This window comes from Pseudomonas sp. NFACC51 (assembly GCF_900103575.1).
In the GTDB taxonomy this organism is placed as follows: domain Bacteria; phylum Pseudomonadota; class Gammaproteobacteria; order Pseudomonadales; family Pseudomonadaceae; genus Aquipseudomonas; species Aquipseudomonas fluorescens_Q.
In genome coordinates, this window is the sequence record NZ_FMXH01000006.1 from 24,551 (window position 1) to 48,502 (window position 23,952).

Sequence of the window (23,952 nt, forward strand, 5' to 3'; positions counted from 1 at the left end):
TCGCGCCCAAGCGCGAGCAATCTCTGGCCACGGTTTTATACCTGCCCTTATGGTTAGACCTTGAAGCGACTTACCAGCGTCTGCAAATGCACCCCCAACCGTGCCAGTTCGGCACTGGAGGCTGCGGTTTCTTCACTGGAAGAAGCCGTTTGTTCGGACACATCGCGAACGTTCACGACGCTGCGGTTGATCTCTTCGGCCACGGCGCTCTGCTGCTCGGCGGCGGCGGCGATCTGTTGGTTCATCGACTGGATCGCCGAGACCGTGCGGGTGATGTTTTCCAGTGAGCCACCGGCCCGGCGGGTCAGTTCGACGCTGCTGTCGGTCAGGTTGCGGCTGTTGTCCAGGGTGGTCGCGACCTGTTCGGTGCCCGATTGCAGGCCGAGGATCAGTTCTTCGATTTCTTCGGTGGACTTCTGGGTGCGCTGGGCCAGGCTGCGGACTTCATCGGCGACCACCGCAAACCCACGCCCGGCTTCACCGGCCCGGGCTGCTTCGATGGCGGCGTTGAGGGCCAGCAGGTTGGTTTGCTGGGCGACAGACTTGATCACGTCCAGCACGCTGCCGATCTTGTCGCTCTCGCGCTTGAGGTGGCCCATGGCTTCGGTGGAGATGCCCACTTCCTTGGACAGGCGTTCGATCTGGGCGATGGCTTCGCCGACCACTTTTTCGCCTTCGCGAGCCTGCTGGTCAGCGGCAACTGCCGCTTCGGAGGCTTCCTCGGCATTGCGCGCCACTTCCTGCACGGTGGCGGTCATTTCGTGCATGGCAGTGGCGACCTGGTCGGTCTCCGTTTTCTGGCTGTTGACCCCGGCACTGGTCTGTTCGGTGACGGCCGAGAGCTGTTCGGCGGCGCTGGCGATTTGCGTGACGCCGTCGCTGATACCCCCGATCAGTTGCCGCAGGCTGATCACCATTCGCTGCAGGCTGGCTTGCAATTGGCCCATGTCGTCACGGCGGGTAACCACCAGGTTATGGCTCAAATCGCCCGAGGCGACACGTTCGAGGGCCACCAGGGTTTGTTGCAGGGGAACAACGATCTGCCGCGTAATGATCCACGCAGCCAGCAGACCAAACGCTAACGCCAGGACGGCAACGGTAATCAGGGCCTCTTTCGCATGAATCGTCTCCAGGTCGCGCTTCTCAATCTGCGAGGCCGTCAAATGTTTGTTCAGCTCATGCAAATGGGTGTCCTGGTCGACCATTCTCTTGAGGGCTGAGGCGCTGGCGACCTGCGAATCGCGGAACTGGCTGACGGCTGCGCGATAGGCTTTCATTGATTCGGCGGCTTGTTGCAAGTTGGTTGCGTGCTGTTCCGGTAACTTGCCCGGCAGGCTCTCGAAGTTTTTCAGGACGTTTTCGATGGCATCCAGCGCCGGCTGCTCGGCGTCGGCCTTACCGCTGTAGGTGTAGCCGCGAACTTGGTAACGCGCTTGCTGGAGCAGTTTGCTCAGCTCGACCACGTTGTTGAATTGCGGGACGCTGTCGCCTTGTCGCAAGGCATTTTCGACGTCTGTCACCTTGGCCACGGCGTTGTCGGCGTTGGCGCCAAGCTTGGACCGGGCCGACTCGCGGTTCTGCGTCGCTTGAGTGAGGTCGACAAAGGCACGCTTGTATTCATCGACATTAGCCAATTGCTGATTGAGCAACTCCTGGTCTGCCGGGCGGACAAATCGTTTGAGGGCAGCTTGGATGCTCTCTTGAAGTTTGCCCAGGAGCTCGTTGACGGCTGTCGGCCCTTGTTCGCCGCGTCGCATCTCGTAGTCGAGACGGGCGACGCGTAAATCCTTGGCCGCCTCGTTGATACTGGCGATGGAAGCTTGTTTATCTGAGCGGCTGATCACACTGCTCAGGCTGTTCCAGCCGGCGAAGGTGCTCAAGAGGGTCATGAGCAGGACCAGGCCAAAACCGAAACCCAGCTTGCGATTGACGCTGACGTTTCCCAGCTTTTCGGTTAACCAACTGAACATGCCGATACTCCCTCAAACCTGTTATAGGCCTTATGAAGAGAGTATCGACCATATGCCGGGGATCTGTAGAAATCGTCAGGGAGTCTAGCGGTGGAGAGGGCAAGCGTTGCAGCCAGCGAGGATGAATCGCCTGTGGTCACGTTGCACAAGCTACGAGGATCAGAACAATCGCGCGAGCAAGGCAGTTACCGCAGTCTCGACCCGCAGGATTCGCTCGCCCAGTTGAACCGGTTGCAGGCCGGCCTTGCCCAGCAGTTCGATCTCGTAGGGAATCCAACCGCCTTCGGGGCCGATGGCCAAGGTCACCGGCTCTGTTAGCGCTCGCGGGCAGGGCGGATAGTTGCCAGGATGGCCGACCAGCCCCAGGGTGTCATCCGCCATGGCTGGCAAGCGGTCCTCGACGAAGGGCTTGAAGCGTTTTTCGATGATGATTTCCGGCAGCACGCTGTCCCGGGCCTGCTCCAGGCCCAGGATCAATTGCTCGCGGATGGCCTCGGGCTCCAGGAACGGCGTCTGCCAAAAGCTCTTTTCCACACGATAACTGTTGACCAGCACCACGCGCGGCACGCCCATGGTGGCGATGGTCTGGAACACGCGACGGAGCATTTTCGGGCGAGGCAGGGCCAGCACCAGGGTCAGCGGCAACTTGGCCGGCGGCGGCTGGTCGAGGGTCACTTGCAGTTCGGCCTCGCGAGCTTCCAGGCGCAGCACCTGGGCGGTGCCCATCAGCCCACCGATGCGCCCGACGCGCAGGCTGTCACCGACGGCGCTGCGATGGACTTCCTGCATGTGGGTCAACCGGCGATCGCTCAGGATTACCCGGTCAGGCCCGATGAAATCGGCCTCTTCGAGCAGCAGCAGGTTCACGCTTGGGTCGCTGGCGGCTGGTCGTTGTGGTCATCGACCGGCTGGTCCTCGGGTTCTTCTTCCCGGCGCTTGCGCACCAGGCCACCGAACAGGATGCCGATCTCGAACAGCAGCCACATCGGCACCGCCAGCAGTGTCTGGGAGAAGATGTCCGGTGGGGTCAGGATCATGCCGACCACGAAGCAGCCAATGATCACGTAAGGGCGGATCTTCTTCAGGTAGGCCACGTCGACCACGCCGATCCATACCAGCAGCACCACGGCCACGGGGATTTCGAACGCCACGCCGAAGGCGAAGAACAGCGTCATGACGAAATCCAGGTAGCTGCTGATGTCGGTCATCATTTCCACGCCCGCCGGGGTGGCGGCGGCGAAGAATTTGAAGATCAGCGGGAACACCAGGTAATAGGCGAAGGCCATGCCGGTGTAAAACAGCAGGATGCTGGACACCAGCAGCGGCACGGCGATGCGTTTTTCGTGCTTGTACAGGCCCGGTGCGATGAAGCCCCAGATCTGGTGCAGGATCACCGGGATCGCCAGGAACAGCGAGACCATCATCGTCAGCTTCAATGGCGTCAGGAACGGCGACGACACGTCGGTGGCGATCATTGTCGCCCCTACCGGCAGGTACTGGCGCAGCGGCGTGGAGACGAAGGTGTAGATCTGCTGGGTGAAGGAAAACAGCCCGGCGAAGATGATGAAAACCGCCGCGACGCAACGCAGCAGGCGTGTGCGCAACTCGGTGAGGTGCGATACCAGCGGCATCGGCTGGTCGTTTTCAGGGATATCGCTCATGGGGCTCGCGGCGGCAAAGTAGGGTCGTTAGGCGCAGGGACAGCAGGGGGCGCTGTATCCGTTACCGTCGGTGTCACTGGTGCCGGTTCAGCCAGCGGCTGCGCACCATCCACCGGCGCCTGTGGCGCAATCGTCGGTTCGGCCACGGGCTGAACCGGCGTCGGTTCCTGTTGGGTCGGCGTGAAGATTTTCCGCGCTTCCTGCTCCAGGGACAGAATATGTTCGTTGTGAAGTTGCCGACGGATGTCGTCGGCCCCGATTTCACGTTCAACTTCCTGTTTGATCGCATTGAAGCTGCGCTTCAGGCGGCCGATCCACAGGCCGGCGGTGCGCGCAGCACCCGGCAGACGCTCGGGGCCCAGTACCAGCAGGGCGACGAGGCCGACGAGCAGCAGTTCAGTGAAGCTGATCCCAAACATTAGTCAGTGCTCACGAGTCTTTGCGGACGGGCTCTTCGACTTTCTGTGCCTGCACGTCGATGGTGTGCGGCGCGTTCACAGGCTGGCTGGCCTGGGGGTGTACCGGTTGGGTCGGCTGCGCCGGTTGGCTAGCAGCCGCCGACGGGTCGGCCGGTTTTTCGTCGTCGTTCATGGCCTTGCGAAAGCCCTTGATCGACTCGCCGACATCGGTGCCGAGGTTTTTCAGTTTCTTGGTACCGAACACCAGCACCACGACGACCAGGATGACGACCCAGTGTTTCCAGTCAAAGATACCCATGTGGCTACTCCTCTCAAAAATTGATCAGGCGGACGGGCGCGAGGCTTTCTCGACGTGCCCGGACAGACCGAAGCGACGGTCCAGTTCATCCAGTACGGCCTGCGGATGCTGCCCCAGTTGGGCCAGCATGACCAGGCTGTGGAACCACAGGTCGGCGGTCTCATAGATCACGTCGCTGCAATCGCCACTGATGGCGGCGTCCTTGGCGGCGATGATGGTCTCGACCGACTCTTCGCCGACTTTCTCCAGAATCTTGTTCAAGCCCTTGTGGTACAGGCTGGCGACATAGGAACTGTCGGCCGCGGCGCCCTTGCGCTCTTCCAGCACCTGGGCCAGGCGGGTCAGGGTGTCACTCATGCGTATGTCCTGAATAAATGGCGTGCGGGTCCTTGAGCACCGGGTCGACGATTTTCCAGTCGCCGTTCTCGAAGACGCGATAGAAGCAGCTTTGACGGCCGGTGTGGCAGGCAATCTCACCGACTTGCTCGACCATCAGGATGATGACGTCGCCGTCGCAGTCCAGGCGCATCTCATGCAGGTGCTGCACGTGCCCGGACTCTTCACCTTTGCGCCACAGCTTGCCACGGGAACGTGACCAATAGATGGCGCGGTTCTCGGCGGCGGTCAGGGCCAGCGCTTCGCGGTTCATCCAGGCCATCATCAGCACACGCCCGGTCTTGTGATCCTGGGCGATGGCCGGCACCAGGCCGTCAGCGTCCCATTTGATCTCGTCCTGCCAGTTTTTCATCTTGAGTCCTGACGGCAGCGGCAAGCTTTAAGCTTCAAGCTGCAAGTAAAAGCAGATTTATGTATGTATGGAGCTTGTGGCTTGCAGCTTAAAGCTTGCGGCTGATTCCTGCTATCGGCGAACGACCAGATACAGACCGACCACCATCATGATACCGGCGGGCCAGTGACCCAGCTGGCTCAGCGGCCCGCCGGTCGCCAGCACGGCGCCGCCACCCAGGTGAGCCGCGCCCAGCAGGCGCAACAGCCAATCGTCCTTGCGTCGTTGCCACGGGGGCGCCGGGTCGTGGGCGTGGGGCTGTGACATGCGTTCGAGCAGGTCGCGGGTCATGTTGGCCAGGTGCGGGAGCTGCTCGAACTGGCTTTGCACGTTGCCCAGCAAGGTTCTGGGGCTGACGCGCTCGCGCATCCAGCGTTCGAGGAACGGCTGGGCGGTATTCCACAGGTCGAGGTCCGGGTACAACTGGCGGCCGAGGCCTTCGATGTTCAACAGGGTTTTCTGCAACAGCACCAACTGTGGCTGGACTTCCATGTTGAAGCGTCGCGCCGTCTGGAACAGGCGCATCAGTACCTGGCCAAAGGAAATGTCTTTTAACGGTTTTTCGAAGATCGGTTCGCACACGGTACGGATCGCCGCTTCGAATTCGTTGAGCTTGGTCTCGGCCGGCACCCAGCCTGAATCGATGTGCAGCTGGGCGACGCGACGGTAGTCACGCTTGAAGAAGGCGAACAGGTTGCGCGCCAGGTAGTCCTGGTCTTCAGGGGTCAGGCTACCGACGATGCCGCAGTCGATGGCAATGTACTGCGGGCTCCACGGCTGCACCGTGCTGACGAAGATGTTGCCTGGGTGCATGTCGGCGTGGAAGAAGCTGTCGCGAAACACCTGGGTGAAGAAGATTTCCACGCCGCGTTCGGCGAGCATCTTCATGTCGGTGCGCTGGTCGGCCAGGGTCGCCAGGTCGGTGACCTGGATGCCGTAGATACGCTCCATCACCAACACTTTCGGCCGGCACCAGTCCCAATAGACTTGCGGCACATAGAGCAGCGGCGAGCCCTCGAAGTTACGACGCAGCTGGCTGGCGTTGGCGGCCTCGCGCAGCAGGTCAAGTTCATCGTAGATGGTTTTTTCGTAGTCCTGGACCACGTCCACCGGGTGCAGCAGGCGGGCATCGGCCGACAGCCGCTCGGCGGCGCGGGCGAGGATGAACAGCCACGCCAGGTCCTGGGCAATGATCGGCTTGAGGCCCGGGCGGATGACCTTGACCACCACTTCTTCGCCGCTCTTGAGTTGTGCGGCGTGAACCTGGGCGACGGAGGCCGAGGCCAGGGGGTCGACGTCGAAACGGCTGAAGACTTCGCTGATCTTCTTGCCCAGTTGTTCCTCGATCAGCGCCACCGACACCTTGGAATCGAACGGCGGCACGCGGTCTTGCAGGCGCATCAGTTCATCGGCGATGTCTTCGGGCAACAGGTCGCGACGGGTCGAAAGGATTTGCCCGAACTTGATGAAAATCGGCCCCAGGTCCTGCAAGGCCAGGCGCAAGCGCGCACCGCGACTCAAGTCCAGCGTTCGCCGTGGAAACCAGCGCCACGGCAGCACGAAGCGCAGGGCCAGGAGAAACCAGGGCAACGGCAGGGCGAACAGCAGGTCATCGAGGCGGTAGCGGATCACGACGCGCTGGATGCGCAACAAACGGCGGACGGCAAGCAGCTTCATGCGTTATCGCTTGGTTTCAAGGGATCGGGAAAGGCGCTCGAAACGCGCCTCGAGACGTTCCAGGTCAAGTTTGATCTGGTCCAGTTCATTAAAACGGGCTTGTGCTTCGCGTTGGCCTACGAGGGTACGCGATTCTTCGGCCAGGTATTCACTCAGATTCTGCCCCAGGCTGGCGAACCCTTGCCGATACCAGCGGCTGCGGCTGCGCAAATGGCCGCTGAGCAATTGGGTCGCCACCGGACCGATCCAGCGAGACACTTCGTATTCCCAGTCCAGTTCCAGGTCCTGGAGGATCGCCGCCAGCTCCAGCAGTACGCCGCTGTCGCCGTCGAGCTCCACGTCGGGGCTGTGCAGCACCGCGGTCTTGTCCTTGCCCAGGGCCAGGTTCAGCAGGCTCGACGCCGGTGCGCGCAGCGTGCAGTCGGCCTCGGCCTCCCAGTGCGCAGCGAGCATCAGGCCCTCGTCGCTGGGCAGGATGAACAACCGCAACGTCGGGCTGCGGCAGTCCACGGCAATCACCTTGCCGCTCAAGTGCGCCAGGCGCGCGAGCGCCGTGCTGTCCAGGCGCAACACCCGGTTGAGGCCGAGTTCAACGCTGGCAAGCAGGCCGGTGAGCAGCATCAGGGCTTGATACCGCGGTGCAGGGCGACAATGCCTGCGGTCATGTTGTGGTAGGTCACGCGGTCGAAACCGGCCTCGACCATCATCGACTTCAGGGTTTCCTGGTTCGGGTGCATGCGGATCGATTCGGCCAGGTAGCGATAGCTTTCCGAGTCGTTGGTAATCAGCTTGCCCATCAGCGGCATGAAGGCGAACGAGTAGGCGTCATAGGCCTTGGACATCAGCGCGTTGGTCGGTTTGGAGAACTCCAGCACCAGCAGGCGGCCACCGGGCTTGAGCACGCGCAGCATCGAGCGCAGGGCATCTTCCTTGTGGGTGACGTTGCGCAGGCCGAAGGCGATGGTCACGCAGTCGAAATGGTTGTCGGGGAACGGCAGCTTTTCAGCGTCGGCCTGGACGAACTCGACGTTGCCGGCCACACCCAGGTCCAGCAGGCGGTCGCGACCGACCTTGAGCATGGATTCGTTGATGTCGGCCAGGACGACTTGGCCGGTCGGCCCAACGATGTGGGAAAACTTCTTCGTCAGGTCGCCCGTGCCGCCGGCGATGTCCAGTACGCGATTACCACTGCGCACGCCCGACAGTTCGATCGCGAAACGCTTCCACAGGCGGTGCATGCCGCCCGAGAGCAGGTCGTTCATCAAGTCATACTTGGCGGCTACGGAGTGGAAAACCTCAGCGACTTTTTCCGCTTTCTGGCTTTCCGGCACGTTCTTGAAGCCGAAGTGAGTGGTGGGTTCGGCATCGCTGCCTTTGCGCTGATCAGTCATATCGCGGTCACCAAAAAAGAATGCGGGACATTCTAATCCCGGTGGAGGGCTTTGTCTTGGCAAGGCTGAAGGTAAGATGGGCGACCGCCGGGACGTTTTGACGCAGGCAGGGTCTGAAACGTTCAGGCAAGTCCCGATAAAACAGGAGTCACCCGATGGCCCGTATAACGGTTGAGCGTGCCCATGGCCTGGGCAAGGAAGCGGCACGAGAGAAAGCCGACAAGCTGGCGCAGAAGTTGTCCGATAGCTATGGCCTGGAGCCGCAGTGGGAGGGCGACACCCTGAAACTCAAGCGTTCCGGGGTCAAGGGCGAAGTGCATGTTGGCGAGGACTCGATCCGCGTCGATGTGGAACTGGGCATGTTGATGTCGGCCATGAGCGGCACGATCAAGAGCGAAATCGAAAAGGCGTTGGATAAGGCGTTGGTCTGATTGTTCGAAAGGGTGGGGTGGAACACATCCAAGTTCACAACCTACTCCTGTGGGAGCGGGCTTGCTCGCGAAAGCGGTGGATCAGTCGACATCAATAGTGAATGGTCCACCGCATTCGCGAGCAAGCCTGTTCCCACATGAAGTCGGTCGCCATCCGGTTATGTGTCAGTTGTTAGGGTGCCCTTTCTAATTATTGTCACTACTTTGTGCCTGAGCCCGACCGTGTGCGGGCAGTTCCTCAAACCATTTTCGAGTGAGGTGCACCATGGCCAAAGTTATTCTGAAGAAAAAAACCGACGTTGAATCTTCCACGCTCAGCGACGTGAAAACGTACGCGCGCAAGATCTGGCTGGCGGGCCTGGGCGCCTACACGAAGGTCGGCCAGGAAGGCAGCGAGTACTTTCAGGAGTTGGTAAAGGCTGGCGAAGTTATTGAAACCAAAGGCAAAAAGAAAATTGCCGGAAAACTTGAAGCGGCCAACAGCGAATTGATTGAAGCCAAGAGCGACGTCAATACTTTCAAGGCCCGGGTTGAAGTACAACTCGATAAAGTCGAGAAGGTATTCGATGCCCGTGTTGCAAGTGCCTTGAATCGTATCGGCATTCCGTCTAAACATGACGTTGAGACACTCTCTGCTAAGCTCGATGAGCTGACAGCATTGCTCGAACGTGTCGCGCGTAAACATTAAGGAGAACGGGATGGCTGGCAAAAAAATCACAGAAAAAGAGGGCAGCTCGTGGGCCGGGAAGATTGAAAAGTATTCCCGCAAAATCTGGCTTGCTGGTTTAGGCGTGTACTCGAAGATCGACACTGACGGCAGCAAGCTCTTCGAGTCCCTGGTTAAGGACGGCGAAAAGGCCGAAAAACTCACCAAGACGGCAGTCGGCAAACAAGTCGATGCAGCCAAGGACTCTGCCGAGTCCGCCAAGTCGCGAATCGGTGGCGTGAAGGATCGTGCACTGGGCAAATGGGACGAACTGGAGGGGGCTTTCGACAAGCGCCTGAACAGTGCGATCTCGCGCCTGGGTGTGCCGAGCCGTAATGAAGTCAAGGCACTGCACAGCAAGGTCGACACCCTGACCAAGCAGATCGAAAAACTCACCGGCGCCAAAGTCGCACCCGTGGCGACCAAGACTGCAGCGGCCAAGCCGGCCGCTAAAACGGCGGCCAAGCCACTGGTCAAGGCTGCGGCAAAAACCGCCGCCAAACCTGCGGCGAAAGCAGCAGCCAAGCCCGCGGCTAAAACTGCTGCGGCCAAGCCTGCTGCCAAGGCGGCGGCCAAACCGGTAGCGGCCAAAGCGGCAGCCAAGCCTGCGGCCAAACCCGCGGCTAAAACGGCAGCGGCCAAACCGGCAGCGAAACCCGCGGCCAAGCCTGCGGCCAAGCCTGCGGCAAAAGCGGCCAAACCTGCTGCGGCGAAAAAACCGGCCGTGAAAAAGCCGGCCGCGCCGAAAGCCGCTGCACCGAAGGCGCCAACCGCGGCCGCCAAACCGGCGACCCCGACGAGCACGGCGAACTCCGCCGCCGCTCCGACCCCGGTCGCCACGCCAACTCCAGCGCCGGCTCCAACGACGCCTCCCACCCAGTCCTGATTCTGCGGGACATGCAAAAACGCCCGGCCTGTGAAGGTCGGGCGTTTTTGTTTGTACGCAGGTCAATCTCAAACTTTGAAATCACCCAGAAAACAATGTGGGAGCGAGCTTGCTCGCGATAGCGGCGGGTCAGCAGTATTGATCTTGACTGATACACCGCAATCGCGAGCAAGCTCGCTCCCACAATGGATCTTCCACTGCTGGTCGTCAGTCATGCTCTTCCAGGTAGCGCAACGCCAGTTGCTCAGTCGCCACCTTGGTCGCGGGCGGCAGGTGCGGGGCCACCAGCATCATGATCTGGTAGACCACCAACCGAACCTCGCCTTCACGGTCGAGGATCCGCTGGTAGTCCAGGGAGAACAGCAAGGTCATGGTGATCTGCTCCACCAGCTGCCCCAGGGCCTGGGTATCGCTGATCAGCAATCCCTGGGCCTTGAGCTGCGCCAGCAGTGAGGCGAGGGTGCGCTTCAGGGCATTGAGCAATTGGCGGATACCCTTGGCCAGCTTCGGCAGGCGCCCGGCCAGGTTCGACAGGTCCTGGAACAGAAAGCGGTACTGGGCCAGGCGTTCGACGATCAAGTGCAGGAACAGCCAGTAGTCTTCCGGCGCCAACTGCACGTCCGCCGGAGGGTCCAGCAGCGGCGCCAGTTCGCCCTGGAATCGCTCGAATAGGCCGAGGATCAGCGGTTCCTTGCCATGAAAGTGGTAATAGAGGTTGCCCGGGCTGATGCCCATTTCGTTGGCAACTTCCATGGTGGAGACGTTCGGCTCGCCCTTTTCGTTGAACAATTGCAGGGCACATTCAAGGATGCGGTCGCGGGTTTTCATCCGGTCTTCTTAATGATCAAGTCATGCCACGGCCAATCGCCTGGCCGTGGGGTAAGGTGCTTCAGCGCACGCGAACATAGGTACCGGGAGCTGCGTCCAGGGGCGGGTAGTTCGCGTTGCCCAAGGTCATCTGGGTTTCGTGCTGGGCGCCGGAACGCTCCTGGATCCAGCCCAGCCATTGGGTCCACCAACTGCCTTCGACGTGCTTGGCGTCGTAGTACCAGGCCCGTGGGTCGCTGCTCAGTTTTGCGCTTTCGATGAAGTTGGCCTTGGGGTTGCCCGGCGGGTTGAGGATGCTCTGGACGTGGCCGCTGTTGGAGAGCACGAAGCGTTTTTCGCCACCGAGCAACAGGGTCGAGCGATACACCGCGTCCCACGGTGTGATGTGGTCATTTATGCCGCCCACACTGAAGCTGTCCACCGTCACTTTCTGCAGGTCGATAGGTGTGCCGCACACTTCCAGACCGCCGGGATGGGTCAGTGGGTTGTGCTTGAAGAAGTCCAGCAGGTCGCCGTGGTAAGCCGCCGGCAGGCGGGTGCAGTCGTTGTTCCAGTAGAGGATGTCGAAGGCCGGCGGCTCCTTGCCCAGCAGATAGTTGTTGATGAAGTAAGTCCAGATCAGATCGTTGGGGCGCATCCAGGCAAACACCCGGGCCAGGTCGCGGCCATCGAGGATGCCTTTCTGGTAGGAACGGCGCTTGGCGGCTTCGAGAGTCTGCTCGTCGATGAACAGCGTGGCCGGGCTGTCGATCTGGCTGTCCAGCAGGCTCACCAGGTACGTGGCACTGGCGACCCGACGCAACTGGCGCTTGGCTTGCAGGTGGCCTTGCAGGGCGGCGATGGTCATGCCTCCGGCGCAGGCGCCCATCAGGTTGACCTCGCGGGCGCCGGTGATCGCCCGGCAGACGTTCATGGCCTCTTCCACGGCCTCGACGTAGCTGGACAGGCCCCATTCGCGATGGCGTACGTCAGGGTTGCGCCAACTGATGATGAAAACTTGCAAACCGTTTTTCAGGGCGTACTGGACGAAGCTGTTGGAAGGGCTCAGGTCGAAAATGTAGAACTTGTTGATCTGCGGCGGCACGATCAGCAACGGCTTGGCGTATTGCTTTTCGCTCATGGACCGGTACTGGATCAGCTCGAGCAATTCGTTGCGAAACACCACCGCGCCAGGGGTGGTTGCCAGGGTCTTGCCGACTTCAAAGGCATGGGGCGTGGTTTGTCGCGGCAACCCGTCGTTGTGCAGCAGGTCATCCACCAGATGGCTGAGGCCTCGAACCAGGCTGGTGCCGCCGGAGTTGAACAACTCCTTGACCGCCAGCGGGTTGAGCAAGGTATTGGACGGCGAAACGGCGTCGTTGAGCAGGGCGAAGGCGAAGTGGGCGCGGGCGCGGTCATCCTGGCTCATGGTGCTTTCGTCGATCCAGCTCGTCACCTGTTTCTGCCAGCTCAGGTAGGCCTGCAGGCTGCGGCGGTAGAACGGATTGAGCTGCCAGGTGGGGTCGGCGAAACGCTGGTCGTTGGGGTTGGTGGGGTGCAGGGTCTCCCCCAGCAGCACTCGGCCCAGTTGACCGCCCAGCTTCAGCGCATGCCGGGCACTGTGCACCGGGTTGCGCAAGCCGTGTACGGCAACGCTGCGCAAGGTGGACAGCAGGTCCCTGCCACGCAGGCCGGTGACCGCACTTTGTGCGTTGATGAAGCTGGCAGGGGCGGGCATGGAACCCTTCGCCGGTTTGTCGCGCATGAGTCAACTCCTTCGTCATCAGGCTAAAAACAAACACACCGAACCAGACAACATAGTCGCTGTTTCGGGTCGCTGCGCGGTCCGGCGTCCTGCCAGGCGCTAATGGGCGGTTTCAGCCGCCCAGTGGTGAGGGGTGCGGATGCATCACCGCACGCTGACGTTCTTCCTCCAGGAATTTCATGATGATCGGCGCCACCGCCTCGGCCCGGGTGATCAGGAACAGATGGCCGTCATCGATGATGTGCAATTGGGCGTTGGGAATGCGCCAGGCCAGCATGCGCATGTTGATCAGCGGGATCAGCGGGTCATCGTCGCCAGCCAGCACCAGGGTCGGCTGGTGGATCTTGTGCAGCCAGTGGATGCTGGTCCAGCCCAGGCCGGCGAACAGTTGCCAGTAATAACCGAGCTTGCCCGCCGAACGAACCTTGGCCGCATGGCTGGCCGCCAGGCTCGGGTCGCGACGGAACGAACCGCCGTAGATCAGTGGGGCGATACGCATCACATGGGAAGGTTGAACGTAGCGCCGGGGGCTGGCCATCATCCACAGCACCTTCGGTTTACCCGGCACCATCACCGCCCCGGCCGCCGTGGCCGCCAGTACCAGCTTCTTGCAGCGCTCGGGGTAGTCATGGGCGAACTGCTGGGCCAGGGCGCCCCCCCAGGACACGCCGATCACATTGACCTGCCCGTAGTCCAGGTAATCGAGCATTCGCGCGGTGAGTTTGGCCAGGCCAGGAAAACGATACGGCCGGTTGGGCGTCGATGAGCCGCCGACACCGGGTACGTCAAAGGCGATGACTTCCAGGTCCGGGTCCAGGGCCTGGATGAACGGGAACACCAGCTCGAGGTTGGCGCCGATGCCGTTGAAAATCAGCAAGGGCGTCAAGTGAGGCTTGCCGGGACGTACCGCGGTGCGCAAGGTCTGGCCATCCAGATCGACGGTACGGAAGATGTACGGTTGCGGCATGCTCAAGCCCTGGGGTGGAGAAGTGGAAAAGCAGCATCAAGCTTCAAGTTTCAAGCTGCAAGTTAAGGCGCTTGAAGCTTGAAGCTTGAAGCTTGCAGCTATCTTTCATGCACATAAGTGCCGGGCGCCGCTTCACCGGCCGGGTAGGCCTTGTTGCCCAGCACGGTCGGGGCTTTTTTCAGTTTGCCCGAGCGCTCGGCCTGCCAGGCCTGCCAGTGCAGCCACCAGGAGTCGGTGTGCTTGGTTGAATTCTCCTGCCAATCCTCGGCCTTGGCTGGCATGTCATCACTGGTCATGTAGCGCGACTTGGGATTGCCTGGCGGGTTGAGGATGCTCTGGATATGGCCGCTGCTCGACAGCACGAACTCCACCTTGCCACCAAACAGCTGTGCCGACTTGTAGCAGGACTTCCACGGCGTGATGTGGTCGTTGGTGCCGGCCAGGGAGAAGATGTCGGCGGTGACTTGCTTGAGATCGATGGGCGTGCCGCACACTTCCAGTGCATTGGGACGGATCAGTGGATTGTTCTTGAACATTTCGATGAGGTCGCCGTGGAACGCCGCTGGCAGCCTCGTGGTGTCGTTGTTCCAGAACAGGATGTCGAACACGGGTGGCTCGTTGCCCAACAGATAATTGTTGACCCAGTAGTTCCAGATCAAGTCGTTGGGGCGCATCCAGGCGAACACCTTGGCCATGTCGCGACCTTCGAGTACACCGGCCTGGTAGGAATGGCGCTTGGCCGCTTCCAGGGTCTGTTCGTCGACGAACAACGCCACGTCGGTGTCCAGGGTGGTGTCGAGCACGCTGACCAGCAGGGTCAGCGCATTGACCTTTTTCTCGCCGAGGGCGGCGTAATGGCCCAGCAGCGCGGTGCAGGTGATGCCGCCCGAGCAGGCGCCGAGCATGTTCACGTCCTTGCTGCCGGTGATGGCCGTGACCACGTCCACCGCTTCCTTGAGCGCCTCGATGTAGGTCGACAGGCCCCACTCGCGCTGTTCCTTGGTGGGGTTGCGCCAACTGACGATGAAGGTCTGCACGTTGCTGCGCAGGCAGAAGCGCGCCAGGCTCTTGTCCGGGCTCAGGTCGAATACATAGAACTTGTTGATTTGTGGCGGTACCACCAGCAGCGGTCGCTCGTGGACCTGCTCGGTGATGGGGCGGTACTGGATCAGCTCCAGCACGTCGTTGCGAAACACCACGGCGCCTTCGGTCACGCCCAGGCTCTTGCCGACCTCGAACGCGCCCATGTCGACCTGGCTCGGCATCCCACCGTTGTGCACCAGGTCCTTGGCCAGGTGGGACAGGCCATCGAGCAGGCTCTTGCCGCCGGTTTCGAAGAAGCGCTTGACTGCTGCCGGGTTGGCCGCCGAGTTGGTCGGGGCCATGGCTTCGGTCATCAGGTTGATCACGAAATGCCCGCGGCTGATGTCCGCGGGCGAGAGGTTGCTGTCGTCGATCCAGGCGTGCAGCTCCTTGCGCCACGCCAGGTAGGTTTGCAAGTAGCGTTTGTAGAGTGGGTTCTGGCTCCACGCCGGGTCAGCGAAGCGACGGTCGTCGCCGGCCGGTTGCAGTTCGGATTTGCCGAACAGGACATTCTTGAGTTCGACGCCGAAATGGGCGACGTGCTTGACGCTGTGCAGCGGTTGTTTGATGGCCTGGGTCAGCACCATGCGGGCAGAGGCCAGCAGATCTTTCCTGCGCAAGCCGACGACGGGATTCAACCCCAGGGTATTTTCCGAGGCTTGATACTTCAGGTCATCGTTGTTCTTGTTGCTCATCTACGACGCTCCATTGTCCTTCAGACGAGTACCCGGATCGTGCCATGAAGCCACACAGCCAATACCAGGTACGCTGCTCGGGTGACCATTAATTCCGCATCGAGGGCCAATGAGGAAACGTATGCCAGGAACTCGGCGGTTCCTTTGCAGGTAACTTGCCAGCTCCATTGGTTACCCGAGTTTAATTTTTTTCGCAAGCAGGCCAGTCATTGACGTTGCTGCGCGGGCATTCAAGCAGATGAGTCTAGAAAAATCGCCCTAAAGCGCCAGCCCCTGAGTTAGAGCATCAGCTTGACGACGGACTCGTCCGGGTCGCGGGTTTTTCCGGCGGCCTTGAGTTCGCCAAGATAATCGTTCCACAAGTCTTCCTGACGCACCGCCAACTGGTAGAGATAGTCCCAGGTGAACAGCCCGCTGTCGTGGCCGTCGTCGAAGGTCAATTTCAGTGCGTACTGGCCGGCCGGTTCGACCTTGATCAGTGCAACGTTGAGCTTGCCATATTGCAGGATGGGTTTGCCGTGGCCCTGGACCTCGGCGGAAGGCGAGTGCACCCGCAGGAACTCGGCGGGCAAGTGATACTCCTCGTCCGGCGCGTATTTGAGCGTCAGGGTCTTGGAGGCTTTGTGCAGGTTGATGGCGGTGGGGAGTTTGGTCATGGCAGATCGTCCGTTTCGTGACGCCTTGCATGAGCGATCCGTGGCGAGGGAGCTTGCTCCCGCTGGAGGGCGAAGCCCTCCCAAAAGACTCCCGACAATCCGCCGGATAAGCGGCGGCGTCGGGTTTTTGGGGCCGCTTCGCGACCCAGCGGGAGCAAGCTCCCTCGCCACAGGAGCCCGCTCACACAGCGTGTGGCCTACAGGATATACCGCGACAGATCTTCGTTCTGCGCCAATTCACCCAGGTGGCTGTTGACGTACTCGGCGTCGATGAGGATCGGCGCTTCGTTGTGGGCGCTCGCCAGGTCGCCGGCGCTGAACGAGACTTCCTCGAGCAGGCGTTCGAGCAACGTGTGCAGGCGACGGGCACCGATGTTCTCGGTCTTCTCGTTGACCTGCCAGGCGATCTGGGCCAGGCGCTTGATGCCTTCCGGGGTGAACTCGATGTTCAGGCCTTCGGTCTTGAGCAGCGCGCAATACTGTTCGGTCAGGGACGCGTGGGGCTCGCTGAGGATGCGTTCGAAGTCTTCCGGCGTCAGCGCCTTGAGCTCGACACGGATCGGCAGGCGACCCTGCAGCTCTGGCACCAGGTCGCTCGGCTTGCTCAGGTGGAACGCACCGGAGGCGATGAACAGGATATGGTCGGTCTTGACCATGCCCAGCTTGGTGTTGACCGTGCAGCCTTCGATCAGCGGCAGCAGGTCGCGTTGTACACCTTCGCGGGACACATCGGCACCGCCGACATTGCCGCGCTTGGCGACCTTGTCGATTTCATCGATGAACACGATGCCATGTTGCTCGACCGCCTCCAATGCCTTGGCCTTCAACTCTTCTTCGTTGACCAGGCGGCTGGCTTCTTCGTCGCGCACCAGTTTCAGCGCTTCCTTGACCTTGAGCTTGCGGTTTTTCTTCTTGCCCTTGCCCATGTTGGCGAACAGGCTCTGCAACTGGTTGGTCATCTCTTCCATGCCTGGCGGCGCGGAAATATCGACGCCGGCCATTTCGGCCACTTCGATCTCGATTTCCTTGTCGTCCAGCTGGCCTTCGCGCAGGCGCTTGCGGAACAGTTGGCGGGTGTTGGAGTCCTGGGTCGCGGCGGCGTCGGCGTTGAAGCCCATGCGCGCTGGTGGCAGCAGGGCGTCGAGGATGCGCTCTTCGGCGGCGTCTTCGGCGCGGTGGCGGACCTTGGTGATTTCCTGTTCGCGCAGCAGCTTGATGGCGGCATCGGCCAGGTCACGGATGATCGACTCGACGTCGCGGCCGACATAGCCGACTTCGGTGAATTTGGTGGCTTCGACCTTGATGAACGGCGCGTTGGCGAGTTTGGCCAGGCGCCGGGCGATTTCGGTTTTACCGACACCGGTCGGGCCGATCATCAGGATGTTCTTGGGGGTTACTTCGACGCGCAGTTCTTCGGGCAATTGCATCCGGCGCCAGCGGTTACGCAGGGCGATGGCGACGGCGCGCTTGGCATCGTCCTGGCCGATGATATGGCGGTTGAGTTCGTGGACGATTTCGCGGGGAGTCATGGACATAATAATGGGTGGTCCTCAAGCAAGAATGGGCCGTGGCGTGGTTCGCCTGGGCAGGCTTATTCCGCGAGGTCCTGCTCCTCAATGGTCTGGGTGTGGTTGGTGAAGACACAGATGTCGCCGGCAATGCCCAAGGCAGTCTCGACGATCTCACGAGCCGACAGGTCGGTTTTTTTCAGCAGGGCACTGGCCGCAGCCTGGGCGTAGGCTCCGCCGGAACCCATGGCGATCAGGCCGTCTTCGGGCTCAACGACGTCGCCGTTGCCGGTGATGATCAGGGAGGCGTCCTTGTTGGCGACCGCGAGCATGGCTTCGAGGCGGCTCAGGGAGCGGTCGGTGCGCCATTCCTTGGCCAGTTCCACGGCGGCTCGGACCAGATGGCCCTGGTGTTTCTCAAGTTGGCCTTCGAAACGTTCGAATAACGTGAAGGCGTCGGCAGTGGCCCCGGCGAAACCGGCGATGACTTCGCCGTGATACAGGCGGCGGACTTTCTTCGCGTTGCCTTTCATCACGGTGTTGCCCAGTGAAACCTGGCCGTCGCCGCCCATGACGACTTTGCCATGACGGCGGACTGAAACGATGGTGGTCAAGGGAGAGTCTCCACGCAGCGGGGCGAAAATGCCCGGATGGAACTCATATGGGGGTGGCGCGGGGTTTTTCAACTGTGGGGTGGGGGAGGGGACGAGTGGTGTCCCGGGTTGCCGATCAGGTTTGTGGCAAAGGCATTCACTGTGGCGAGGGAGCTTGCTCCCGCTGGAGCGCGTAGCGGTCCCAAGCTGTTGGGGCTGCTGCGCAGCCCAGCGGGAGCAAGCTCCCTCGCCACAAAAGCCCCACAGCCACAGGTGTCCTTGACGAGATCAGCGGCTCTGGCGTTGTTGTAACAACAGGTTGCTGAAACCGCTGCCGGCCAATTGTTTCTGGGCCTTGGTCAGTTCTTCGCGGTTGCTGAACGGCCCGACCAGTACCCGGTACCAGGTTTCGTCCTTCACGGTGCCGGACTCCACCGCCACGGACTGACCCAGCAGAATGATCTGCGCGCGGACCTTGTCGGCGTCGGCTTCCTTGCGGAACGAACCGGCCTGCAGGAAGAACTTCGTCACCGGCGCGGCTTTCTGCACCGGTGGGGCGGGCGGCGGCGTGATGCCGGCCAGGGCCGCCTGGGCGCGGGCGGTGTCGATCTTCGCCGCTTCGGCCGGGGTCACCGGCGTGGTGGGCACTTGCGGCGTCGGCAGGGTTTTCTCCGGTACGGCTTCGGGCGGCACGATGACTTCCGATTCCGGCAGCAAGGTGTAGAAGTCGTACTTCGGCTTCACCGGTTGCGTTGGGCTCGGCGGAGTCTTGTTGGCCTCGGCGATCCGCGTGGCTTTCTGCTGCTCTTGCCGGACGCGCTTGACGTCATCGCCCTGGCCCGGCTCCAGCTTCATCAGAAACACAATGAAAGCGCCGACGGTCAGGCCGATGGCCATCCACAACCAGCCCGGAATCGGTTTTTTGGCTGGAGGCTGGTAACGACTGGCGCCGCGTTTGGGTGCAGGTTTTTTCTTGGCTGCCAACTTACATGCGCTCCAGGGTTTCCAGGCCCAGCAGTTCCAGGCCTTGCTTGAGCGTACGCCCGGTCAGCGCGGCGAGGCGCAGGCGGCTCTGCATTTGCTCTGGGGTTTGCGCGTTGAGGATCGGGCAGTTCTCGTAGAAGCTGGAGAACAGGCCGGCGACATCGTACAGGTAGGCGCACAGGGTGTGCGGCGTGCCCTTGTCGGCGACGTTATTCAACACTTCACCGAACTGCGCCAGCTTCGCCGCCAGCTCCTGTTCGTGAGGGGCCTGGAGCACAATCTGGCCGTCCACTTCATTGAAGCTTTTGCCGAGCTTGCGGAACACCCCCGCCACGCGGGTGTAGGCGTACAGCAGGTACGGCGCGGTGTTGCCTTCGAAGTTGAGCATCAGGTCGAAGTTGAAGCTGTAGTCGCTGGTGCGGTGCTTGGACAGGTCGGCGTATTTCACCGCGTCGATGCCCACGACCTTGGCGATCTTGCGCAGTTCGTCTTCGGCCAGCTCGGGGTTCTTGCCCTTGACCAGGGTGTAGGCGCGGTCCTGGGCTTCGGTCAGCAGGTCGATCAGCTTCACCGTGCCGCCGTCGCGAGTCTTGAATGGGCGGCCGTCAGCGCCGTTCATGGTGCCGAAGCCCATGTGCTCCATCTCCATTGGATGGGTCACGAAACCGGCCAGGCGTGCGACTTCGAACACTTGCTGGAAGTGCAGAGCCTGGCGCTGGTCGACGAAGTACAGCACCCGATCGGCCTTGAGCACGCTGTTACGGTAGCGCACGGCTGCCAGGTCGGTGGTGGCGTAGAGATAGCCACCATCGGCCTTGACGATGATCACCGGCAACGGCTCGCCATCGGCGGTCTTGAACTGGTCGAGGAACACGCACTGGGCGCCGTTGCTTTCCACCAGCATGCCCTTGGCCTTGAGGTCGTTGACCACGTTGATCAGGTCGTCGTTGTAGGCGCTTTCGCCCATCACGTCGGCCATGGTCAATTTGACGTTCAGCAACTCGTAGATTTTCTGGCAGTGGGACAGGGAGATGTCCTTGAACTTGCTCCACAGCGCCAGGCACTCGGCATCGCCGGCTTGCAGCTTGACCACCAGGCCCCGGGCACGGTCGGCGAACTCGGGCGACTCGTCGAAGCGTTGCTTGGCGGCGCGGTAGAAGTTCTCCAGGTCCGACAGTTCATCGCTGGTAATGGGGTTTTCCTGAAGGTAGGCCATCAGCATGCCGAACTGGGTGCCCCAGTCGCCAACGTGGTTCTGACGGATCACGGTGTCGCCGAGAAACTCCAGGACCCGCGCCACGCCGTCGCCGATGATGGTCGAGCGCAGGTGGCCGACGTGCATTTCCTTGGCCAGGTTGGGCGCCGAGAGGTCGACCACGGTGCGCTGCAACGGACCGGCCTTGCGCACGCCAATGCGCTCGTCGGCCAGGGCCGCGTCCAGGCGCGAGGCCAGGGCCTGGGTGTTCTGGAAGAAATTGATGAACCCGGGGCCGGCAATGTCGGCCTTGCTGACGTTCTCGTCGGCCGGCAGCGCGGCGATGATTTTCTCCGCCAAGTCCCGCGGTTTCATGCCGGCCGGCTTGGCGAGCATCATCGCGATGTTGCTGGCGAAGTCGCCGTGGGTCTTGTCGCGGGTGTTTTCGACCTGAATCGCCGGCGACAGGCCTTCTGGCAGCACACCTTCAGTGACGAGTTGGGCGATGGCTTGCTGGATGAGCTGGCGAATGGTGTCTTTCATGGTCTTCTCTTTCAACCGCAGGCGCGGCGGCGCTTCGATGCGCTGGTGGAAAAACTGGGCATTATCCGTGGCCCGGACGAGCTTGCCAACTGTAGCGGGTCGGTTGGGGATGTGTGGTGACTATTCTTGCTGGCCTGGAGGCACGCGATCCCACAGGGGGCCGGCTTGCGGTCCATTCAGTACAAATCCACCGGATCCACATCCAGCGACCAGCGCACTGCCCGTCCGCTGGGCATCTGCTCCAGCACCAGTAGCCAGGCGCTCAATAGCCGATGCAACGGCGCCCGGGCATTGGCTTGTAATAGAAGCTGGGCTCGATAGCGCCCCGCCCGCCGTTCCATCGGCGCCGGTACCGGGCCGAGCAGTTCGATACCGGTAAGGTTCTGCTGCGCCAGCAAACGCTCGGCCTCGCTGCAGGCTTCATCAAGGAACGCTTCGGCCTGCCCCGGCTTGTGAGCTTCAGCCCGCAACAGCGCCAGGTGTGCAAACGGCGGCAGGCCGGCGCTGCGCCGTTCACTCAAGGCCTGTTCGGCGAAGGCGAAATAACCTTGCTCGGTCAGTTGGATCAGCAACGGATGATCGGCCAGGTGGGTCTGGATGATCACTTTGCCCGGCTCCTCGGCCCGCCCGGCCCGGCCTGCGACCTGGACGATCAACTGTGCCATGCGCTCGCTGGCGCGGAAATCACCGGAAAACAGTCCGCCATCGGCGTCGAGGATCGATACCAGCGTGACCCGTGGGAAGTGGTGCCCCTTGGCGAGCATTTGCGTGCCCACCAGGATGCACGGCTGGCCCTTCTGGATCGTTGCGAACAACTGGTTCATCGCATCTTTGCGCGAAGTGCTGTCGCGATCCACCCGCAGTACCGGGTAATCGGGGAACAGGATGCCCAGCCGTTCTTCGGCGCGTTCGGTGCCGGCACCGACCGGGCGCAAGTCCACTTTGCCGCACTGCGGGCAATGCCTTGGCACGCGCTCGACGTGGCCGCAATGGTGGCAACGCAACTCGCCATGGCGTTGATGCACGGTCATCCGCGCATCGCAACGCTCACAACCAGACATCCAGCCGCAGTCGTGGCACAACAGGGTCGGGGCAAAACCGCGGCGATTGAGGAACACCAGGACCTGTTGCCCGGCAGCCAGGGTCTGGCCGATGGCTTGCTGCATCGGCCCGGAAATACCGCTGTCCAGCGGGCGGCTTTTCACGTCCAGGCGCAGGAAGCGCGGTTGCTTGGCGCCGCCGGCCCGCTCATTGAGGCGCAGCAGGCCGTAGCGGCCGGTGTAGGCGTTGTGCAGGCTTTCCAGCGACGGGGTTGCCGAGCCGAGCACGATGGGAATGTTTTCCTGGCGGGCGCGCACCAGCGCCAGGTCGCGGGCGTGGTAGCGCAGGCCTTCCTGCTGTTTATAGGAGCCGTCGTGCTCTTCGTCGATGATGATCAGGCCGGGGTTCTTCATTGGCGTGAATAGGGCCGAGCGGGTGCCGATGATGATGTCGGCCTCGCCGTCCCGGGCGGCGAGCCAGGCCTCCAGGCGTTCGCGGTCGTTGACCGCTGAGTGCACCAGGGCGATCCGGGCGTTGAAGCGCTGTTCGAAGCGCGCCAGGGTTTGCGGGCCGAGGTTGATTTCCGGAATCAGCACCAGCGCCTGCTTGCCGGCCTCCAGGGTCTGACGGATCAGTTGCAGGTAGACCTCGGTCTTGCCGCTGCCGGTGACGCCCGCCAGGAGAAAGGCGTGATAACTGTCGAAGCCTGCGCGAATCGCTTCGCAAGCGGCTCGCTGTTCGGCGTTGAGCGGCAGTTCCGGCTGGGCCAGCCAATGTTCATGGCGGGCGCCGGGGGCATGCCTGCGTACTTCCACCTGGACCAGGTCCTTGGCCAGCAACAGGTCCAGGCTGTCCTTGCTGAGCATCAGTTTGCTCAACAATTGGTGCGCCACGCCGTGGGGATGTTGGGCCAGGGTCGCCAAGGCCTCGCGCTGGCGCGGGGCGCGGGCGATGCGTGGATCGTCCAGCGAGGCGCCGGGCGCCACCGACCAGAACCGCTCCTGGCGCGCCTCGGCCGGTTCGCCCTGGCGCAGCAGCACCGGCAGCGCCCAACTCAGGGTGTCGCCGAGGCTGTGCTGGTAATACTGGGACGTCCACAGGCACAACTTGAACAGCGCGGCGGGCAGTGGTGGCGTGGCATCGAGCAGGGCCAGGGCTGGTTTGAGCTTGTCGACCGGGACCTCGCTGTGGTCGGTGACCTCCACCAGGATGCCGATCATCTCCCGCCGGCCGAACGGCACCCGCAGGCGCATGCCCGGCTGCAACTGGGCGCGCAGGACTCCGGCCGGGGCGCGGTAGTCGAACAGGCGGCGCAGCGGCGAAGGCAGGGCGAGGCGCAGGATGGCGTCGGGCACGCGGGGGATCTCGATAGACGGACAAGTTCGCAAGGCTGAACACGATTCAATGCGGGAGCGAGCTTGCTCGCGATGGCTGTGGCACAGCCAGCATCACTGCAACTGACCGACCGCTATCGCGAGCAAGCTCTCTCCCACAGGGATTGTGCTTGAGGCCGCGAGCCTAGCAGACGGTTGGTACAAGTCATAGCTTGCGTGATTGATGTTGTCTGGTAGAATCCGCGGCCTAATTACGTGCGGTATTCAACAATAGTGTTGGGTGGCGGCACGCTAGCCTGAGGAAAACAGCATGAAAACCGATATCCATCCGGAATACCCAGTAATTGCCGTAACCTGCAGCTGCGGCAACAAGTTCGAAACGCGTTCGACCTACGGCAAAGCCCTGGCGATCGACGTTTGCAACGAATGCCACCCGTTCTACACCGGCAAGCAAAAGACTCTGGATACCGGCGGTCGTGTTCAGAAGTTCGCCGATCGTTTCGGTGCTTTCGGCAAAGTTACTCCAAAAGCCTGAGGTTGATCATTTTGGATGGT

At 61.8% G+C, this 23,952-nt stretch carries 23 protein-coding genes and 2 pseudogenes; 4 read left to right on the forward strand and 21 right to left on the reverse strand.

Annotation, left to right across the window (positions count from 1 at the left end; translation table 11 throughout):
* Positions 1 to 53 precede the first annotated feature (53 nt).
* The 11 genes and pseudogenes from BLT00_RS32485 to ubiE form a co-directional block, all read right to left on the reverse strand.
* Positions 54 to 917 carry a methyl-accepting chemotaxis protein gene (locus BLT00_RS32485; protein ID WP_371914212.1) on the reverse strand — a complete coding sequence of 288 codons (864 nt, stop codon included), beginning with the start codon at positions 915 to 917 and terminating at the stop codon, positions 54 to 56.
* Positions 909 to 1,970 (reverse strand): annotated as a pseudogene (locus BLT00_RS32490) (methyl-accepting chemotaxis protein); the annotation flags it as partial. The pseudogene BLT00_RS32490 and the gene BLT00_RS32485, both read right to left, overlap by 9 nt.
* Positions 1,971 to 2,129: 159 nt before the next feature.
* Entirely contained in the window at positions 2,130 to 2,837 is a 708-nt protein-coding gene (locus BLT00_RS13635; RefSeq protein WP_063323325.1) for a 16S rRNA (uracil(1498)-N(3))-methyltransferase, read from the reverse strand.
* Positions 2,834 to 3,631 carry a twin-arginine translocase subunit TatC gene (gene tatC / locus BLT00_RS13640; protein WP_060739577.1) on the reverse strand — a complete coding sequence of 266 codons (798 nt, stop codon included), beginning with the start codon at positions 3,629 to 3,631 and terminating at the stop codon, positions 2,834 to 2,836. Before tatC ends, BLT00_RS13635 begins: the two co-directional genes overlap by 4 nt.
* Positions 3,628 to 4,050 (reverse strand): Sec-independent protein translocase protein TatB, encoded by a 423-nt coding sequence (gene tatB, locus BLT00_RS13645; protein ID WP_092146802.1) that lies wholly within the window; start codon positions 4,048 to 4,050, stop codon positions 3,628 to 3,630. Before tatB ends, tatC begins: the two co-directional genes overlap by 4 nt.
* Positions 4,051 to 4,060: 10 nt before the next feature.
* Positions 4,061 to 4,348, reverse strand: coding sequence for a twin-arginine translocase TatA/TatE family subunit (locus tag BLT00_RS13650; RefSeq protein WP_063323323.1), 288 nt, complete (start codon positions 4,346 to 4,348; stop codon positions 4,061 to 4,063).
* Positions 4,349 to 4,372: 24 nt separating this feature from the next.
* The gene (locus BLT00_RS13655; RefSeq protein WP_003186671.1) at positions 4,373 to 4,705 is read right to left on the reverse strand and encodes a phosphoribosyl-ATP diphosphatase; all 333 of its coding nucleotides are present in this window, start codon (positions 4,703 to 4,705) and stop codon (positions 4,373 to 4,375) included.
* A complete protein-coding gene (gene hisI / locus BLT00_RS13660; protein WP_063323322.1) occupies positions 4,698 to 5,096 on the reverse strand; it encodes a phosphoribosyl-AMP cyclohydrolase in 399 nt (132 codons plus the stop codon). The genes BLT00_RS13655 and hisI overlap by 8 nt, the downstream gene beginning before the upstream one ends.
* 111 nt (positions 5,097 to 5,207) lie before the next feature.
* Complete coding sequence (gene ubiB, locus BLT00_RS13665) at positions 5,208 to 6,812, reverse strand: ubiquinone biosynthesis regulatory protein kinase UbiB (protein ID WP_092146800.1); 1,605 nt, start codon at positions 6,810 to 6,812, stop codon at positions 5,208 to 5,210.
* A pseudogene (locus tag BLT00_RS13670) lies at positions 6,809 to 7,433 on the reverse strand (SCP2 domain-containing protein). Before BLT00_RS13670 ends, ubiB begins: the two are co-directional and overlap by 4 nt.
* Positions 7,433 to 8,203 (reverse strand): bifunctional demethylmenaquinone methyltransferase/2-methoxy-6-polyprenyl-1,4-benzoquinol methylase UbiE, encoded by a 771-nt coding sequence (ubiE, locus tag BLT00_RS13675; protein WP_003196937.1) that lies wholly within the window; start codon positions 8,201 to 8,203, stop codon positions 7,433 to 7,435. Before ubiE ends, BLT00_RS13670 begins: the two are co-directional and overlap by 1 nt.
* A 155-nt stretch (positions 8,204 to 8,358) precedes the next feature.
* Between ubiE and BLT00_RS13680 the strand changes: the two genes are divergently transcribed.
* The 3 genes from BLT00_RS13680 (at position 8,359) to BLT00_RS13690 (ending at position 10,226) form a co-directional block, all read left to right on the forward strand.
* Entirely contained in the window at positions 8,359 to 8,634 is a 276-nt protein-coding gene (locus BLT00_RS13680) for a polyhydroxyalkanoic acid system family protein (RefSeq protein WP_092146798.1), read from the forward strand.
* Positions 8,635 to 8,899: 265 nt separating this feature from the next.
* A complete protein-coding gene (locus tag BLT00_RS13685; protein WP_003196940.1) occupies positions 8,900 to 9,322 on the forward strand; it encodes a phasin family protein in 423 nt (140 codons plus the stop codon).
* Positions 9,323 to 9,332: 10 nt separating this feature from the next.
* Positions 9,333 to 10,226, forward strand: a complete 894-nt coding sequence (locus BLT00_RS13690) for a phasin family protein (RefSeq protein WP_092146796.1) — start codon at positions 9,333 to 9,335, stop codon at positions 10,224 to 10,226.
* A 207-nt stretch (positions 10,227 to 10,433) separates the two neighbouring features.
* Here BLT00_RS13690 and BLT00_RS13695 read toward each other — a convergent pair whose 3' ends face one another.
* The 10 genes from BLT00_RS13695 to BLT00_RS13745 form a co-directional block, all read right to left on the reverse strand.
* Positions 10,434 to 11,054, reverse strand: a complete 621-nt coding sequence (locus BLT00_RS13695) for a TetR/AcrR family transcriptional regulator (RefSeq protein WP_092146795.1) — start codon at positions 11,052 to 11,054, stop codon at positions 10,434 to 10,436.
* 61 nt (positions 11,055 to 11,115) lie between these two features.
* Positions 11,116 to 12,798, reverse strand: a complete 1,683-nt coding sequence (phaC, locus tag BLT00_RS13700; protein WP_063323317.1) for a class II poly(R)-hydroxyalkanoic acid synthase — start codon at positions 12,796 to 12,798, stop codon at positions 11,116 to 11,118.
* Positions 12,799 to 12,910: 112 nt separating this feature from the next.
* Positions 12,911 to 13,765 carry a poly(3-hydroxyalkanoate) depolymerase gene (phaZ, locus tag BLT00_RS13705; protein ID WP_072344981.1) on the reverse strand — a complete coding sequence of 285 codons (855 nt, stop codon included), beginning with the start codon at positions 13,763 to 13,765 and terminating at the stop codon, positions 12,911 to 12,913.
* Positions 13,766 to 13,863: 98 nt separating this feature from the next.
* Positions 13,864 to 15,543, reverse strand: coding sequence for a class II poly(R)-hydroxyalkanoic acid synthase (gene phaC, locus BLT00_RS13710; protein WP_063323315.1), 1,680 nt, complete (start codon positions 15,541 to 15,543; stop codon positions 13,864 to 13,866).
* 278 nt (positions 15,544 to 15,821) lie between these two features.
* On the reverse strand, positions 15,822 to 16,199 hold the full coding sequence (locus tag BLT00_RS13715; RefSeq protein WP_063323314.1) for a gamma-butyrobetaine hydroxylase family protein: 378 nt from the start codon (positions 16,197 to 16,199) through the stop codon (positions 15,822 to 15,824).
* 197 nt (positions 16,200 to 16,396) lie between these two features.
* Positions 16,397 to 17,734, reverse strand: coding sequence for an ATP-dependent protease ATPase subunit HslU (hslU, locus tag BLT00_RS13720; RefSeq protein ID WP_063323313.1), 1,338 nt, complete (start codon positions 17,732 to 17,734; stop codon positions 16,397 to 16,399).
* A 56-nt stretch (positions 17,735 to 17,790) separates the two neighbouring features.
* Positions 17,791 to 18,321: an ATP-dependent protease subunit HslV gene (hslV, locus tag BLT00_RS13725; RefSeq protein ID WP_003196958.1), complete on the reverse strand. Its 531-nt coding sequence runs from the start codon at positions 18,319 to 18,321 to the stop codon at positions 17,791 to 17,793.
* Positions 18,322 to 18,588: 267 nt separating this feature from the next.
* Positions 18,589 to 19,284 (reverse strand): SPOR domain-containing protein, encoded by a 696-nt coding sequence (locus tag BLT00_RS13735; RefSeq protein ID WP_063323312.1) that lies wholly within the window; start codon positions 19,282 to 19,284, stop codon positions 18,589 to 18,591.
* Position 19,285: 1 nt separating this feature from the next.
* Positions 19,286 to 21,022, reverse strand: coding sequence for an arginine--tRNA ligase (gene argS, locus BLT00_RS13740; RefSeq protein ID WP_092146793.1), 1,737 nt, complete (start codon positions 21,020 to 21,022; stop codon positions 19,286 to 19,288).
* Between the two features lie 176 nt (positions 21,023 to 21,198).
* Positions 21,199 to 23,418: a primosomal protein N' gene (locus BLT00_RS13745; RefSeq protein ID WP_092146791.1), complete on the reverse strand. Its 2,220-nt coding sequence runs from the start codon at positions 23,416 to 23,418 to the stop codon at positions 21,199 to 21,201.
* Between the two features lie 289 nt (positions 23,419 to 23,707).
* Between BLT00_RS13745 and rpmE the strand changes: the two genes are divergently transcribed.
* Complete coding sequence (rpmE, locus tag BLT00_RS13750; RefSeq protein ID WP_003196965.1) at positions 23,708 to 23,932, forward strand: 50S ribosomal protein L31; 225 nt, start codon at positions 23,708 to 23,710, stop codon at positions 23,930 to 23,932.
* The last annotated feature ends 20 nt before the right edge of the window (positions 23,933 to 23,952 follow it).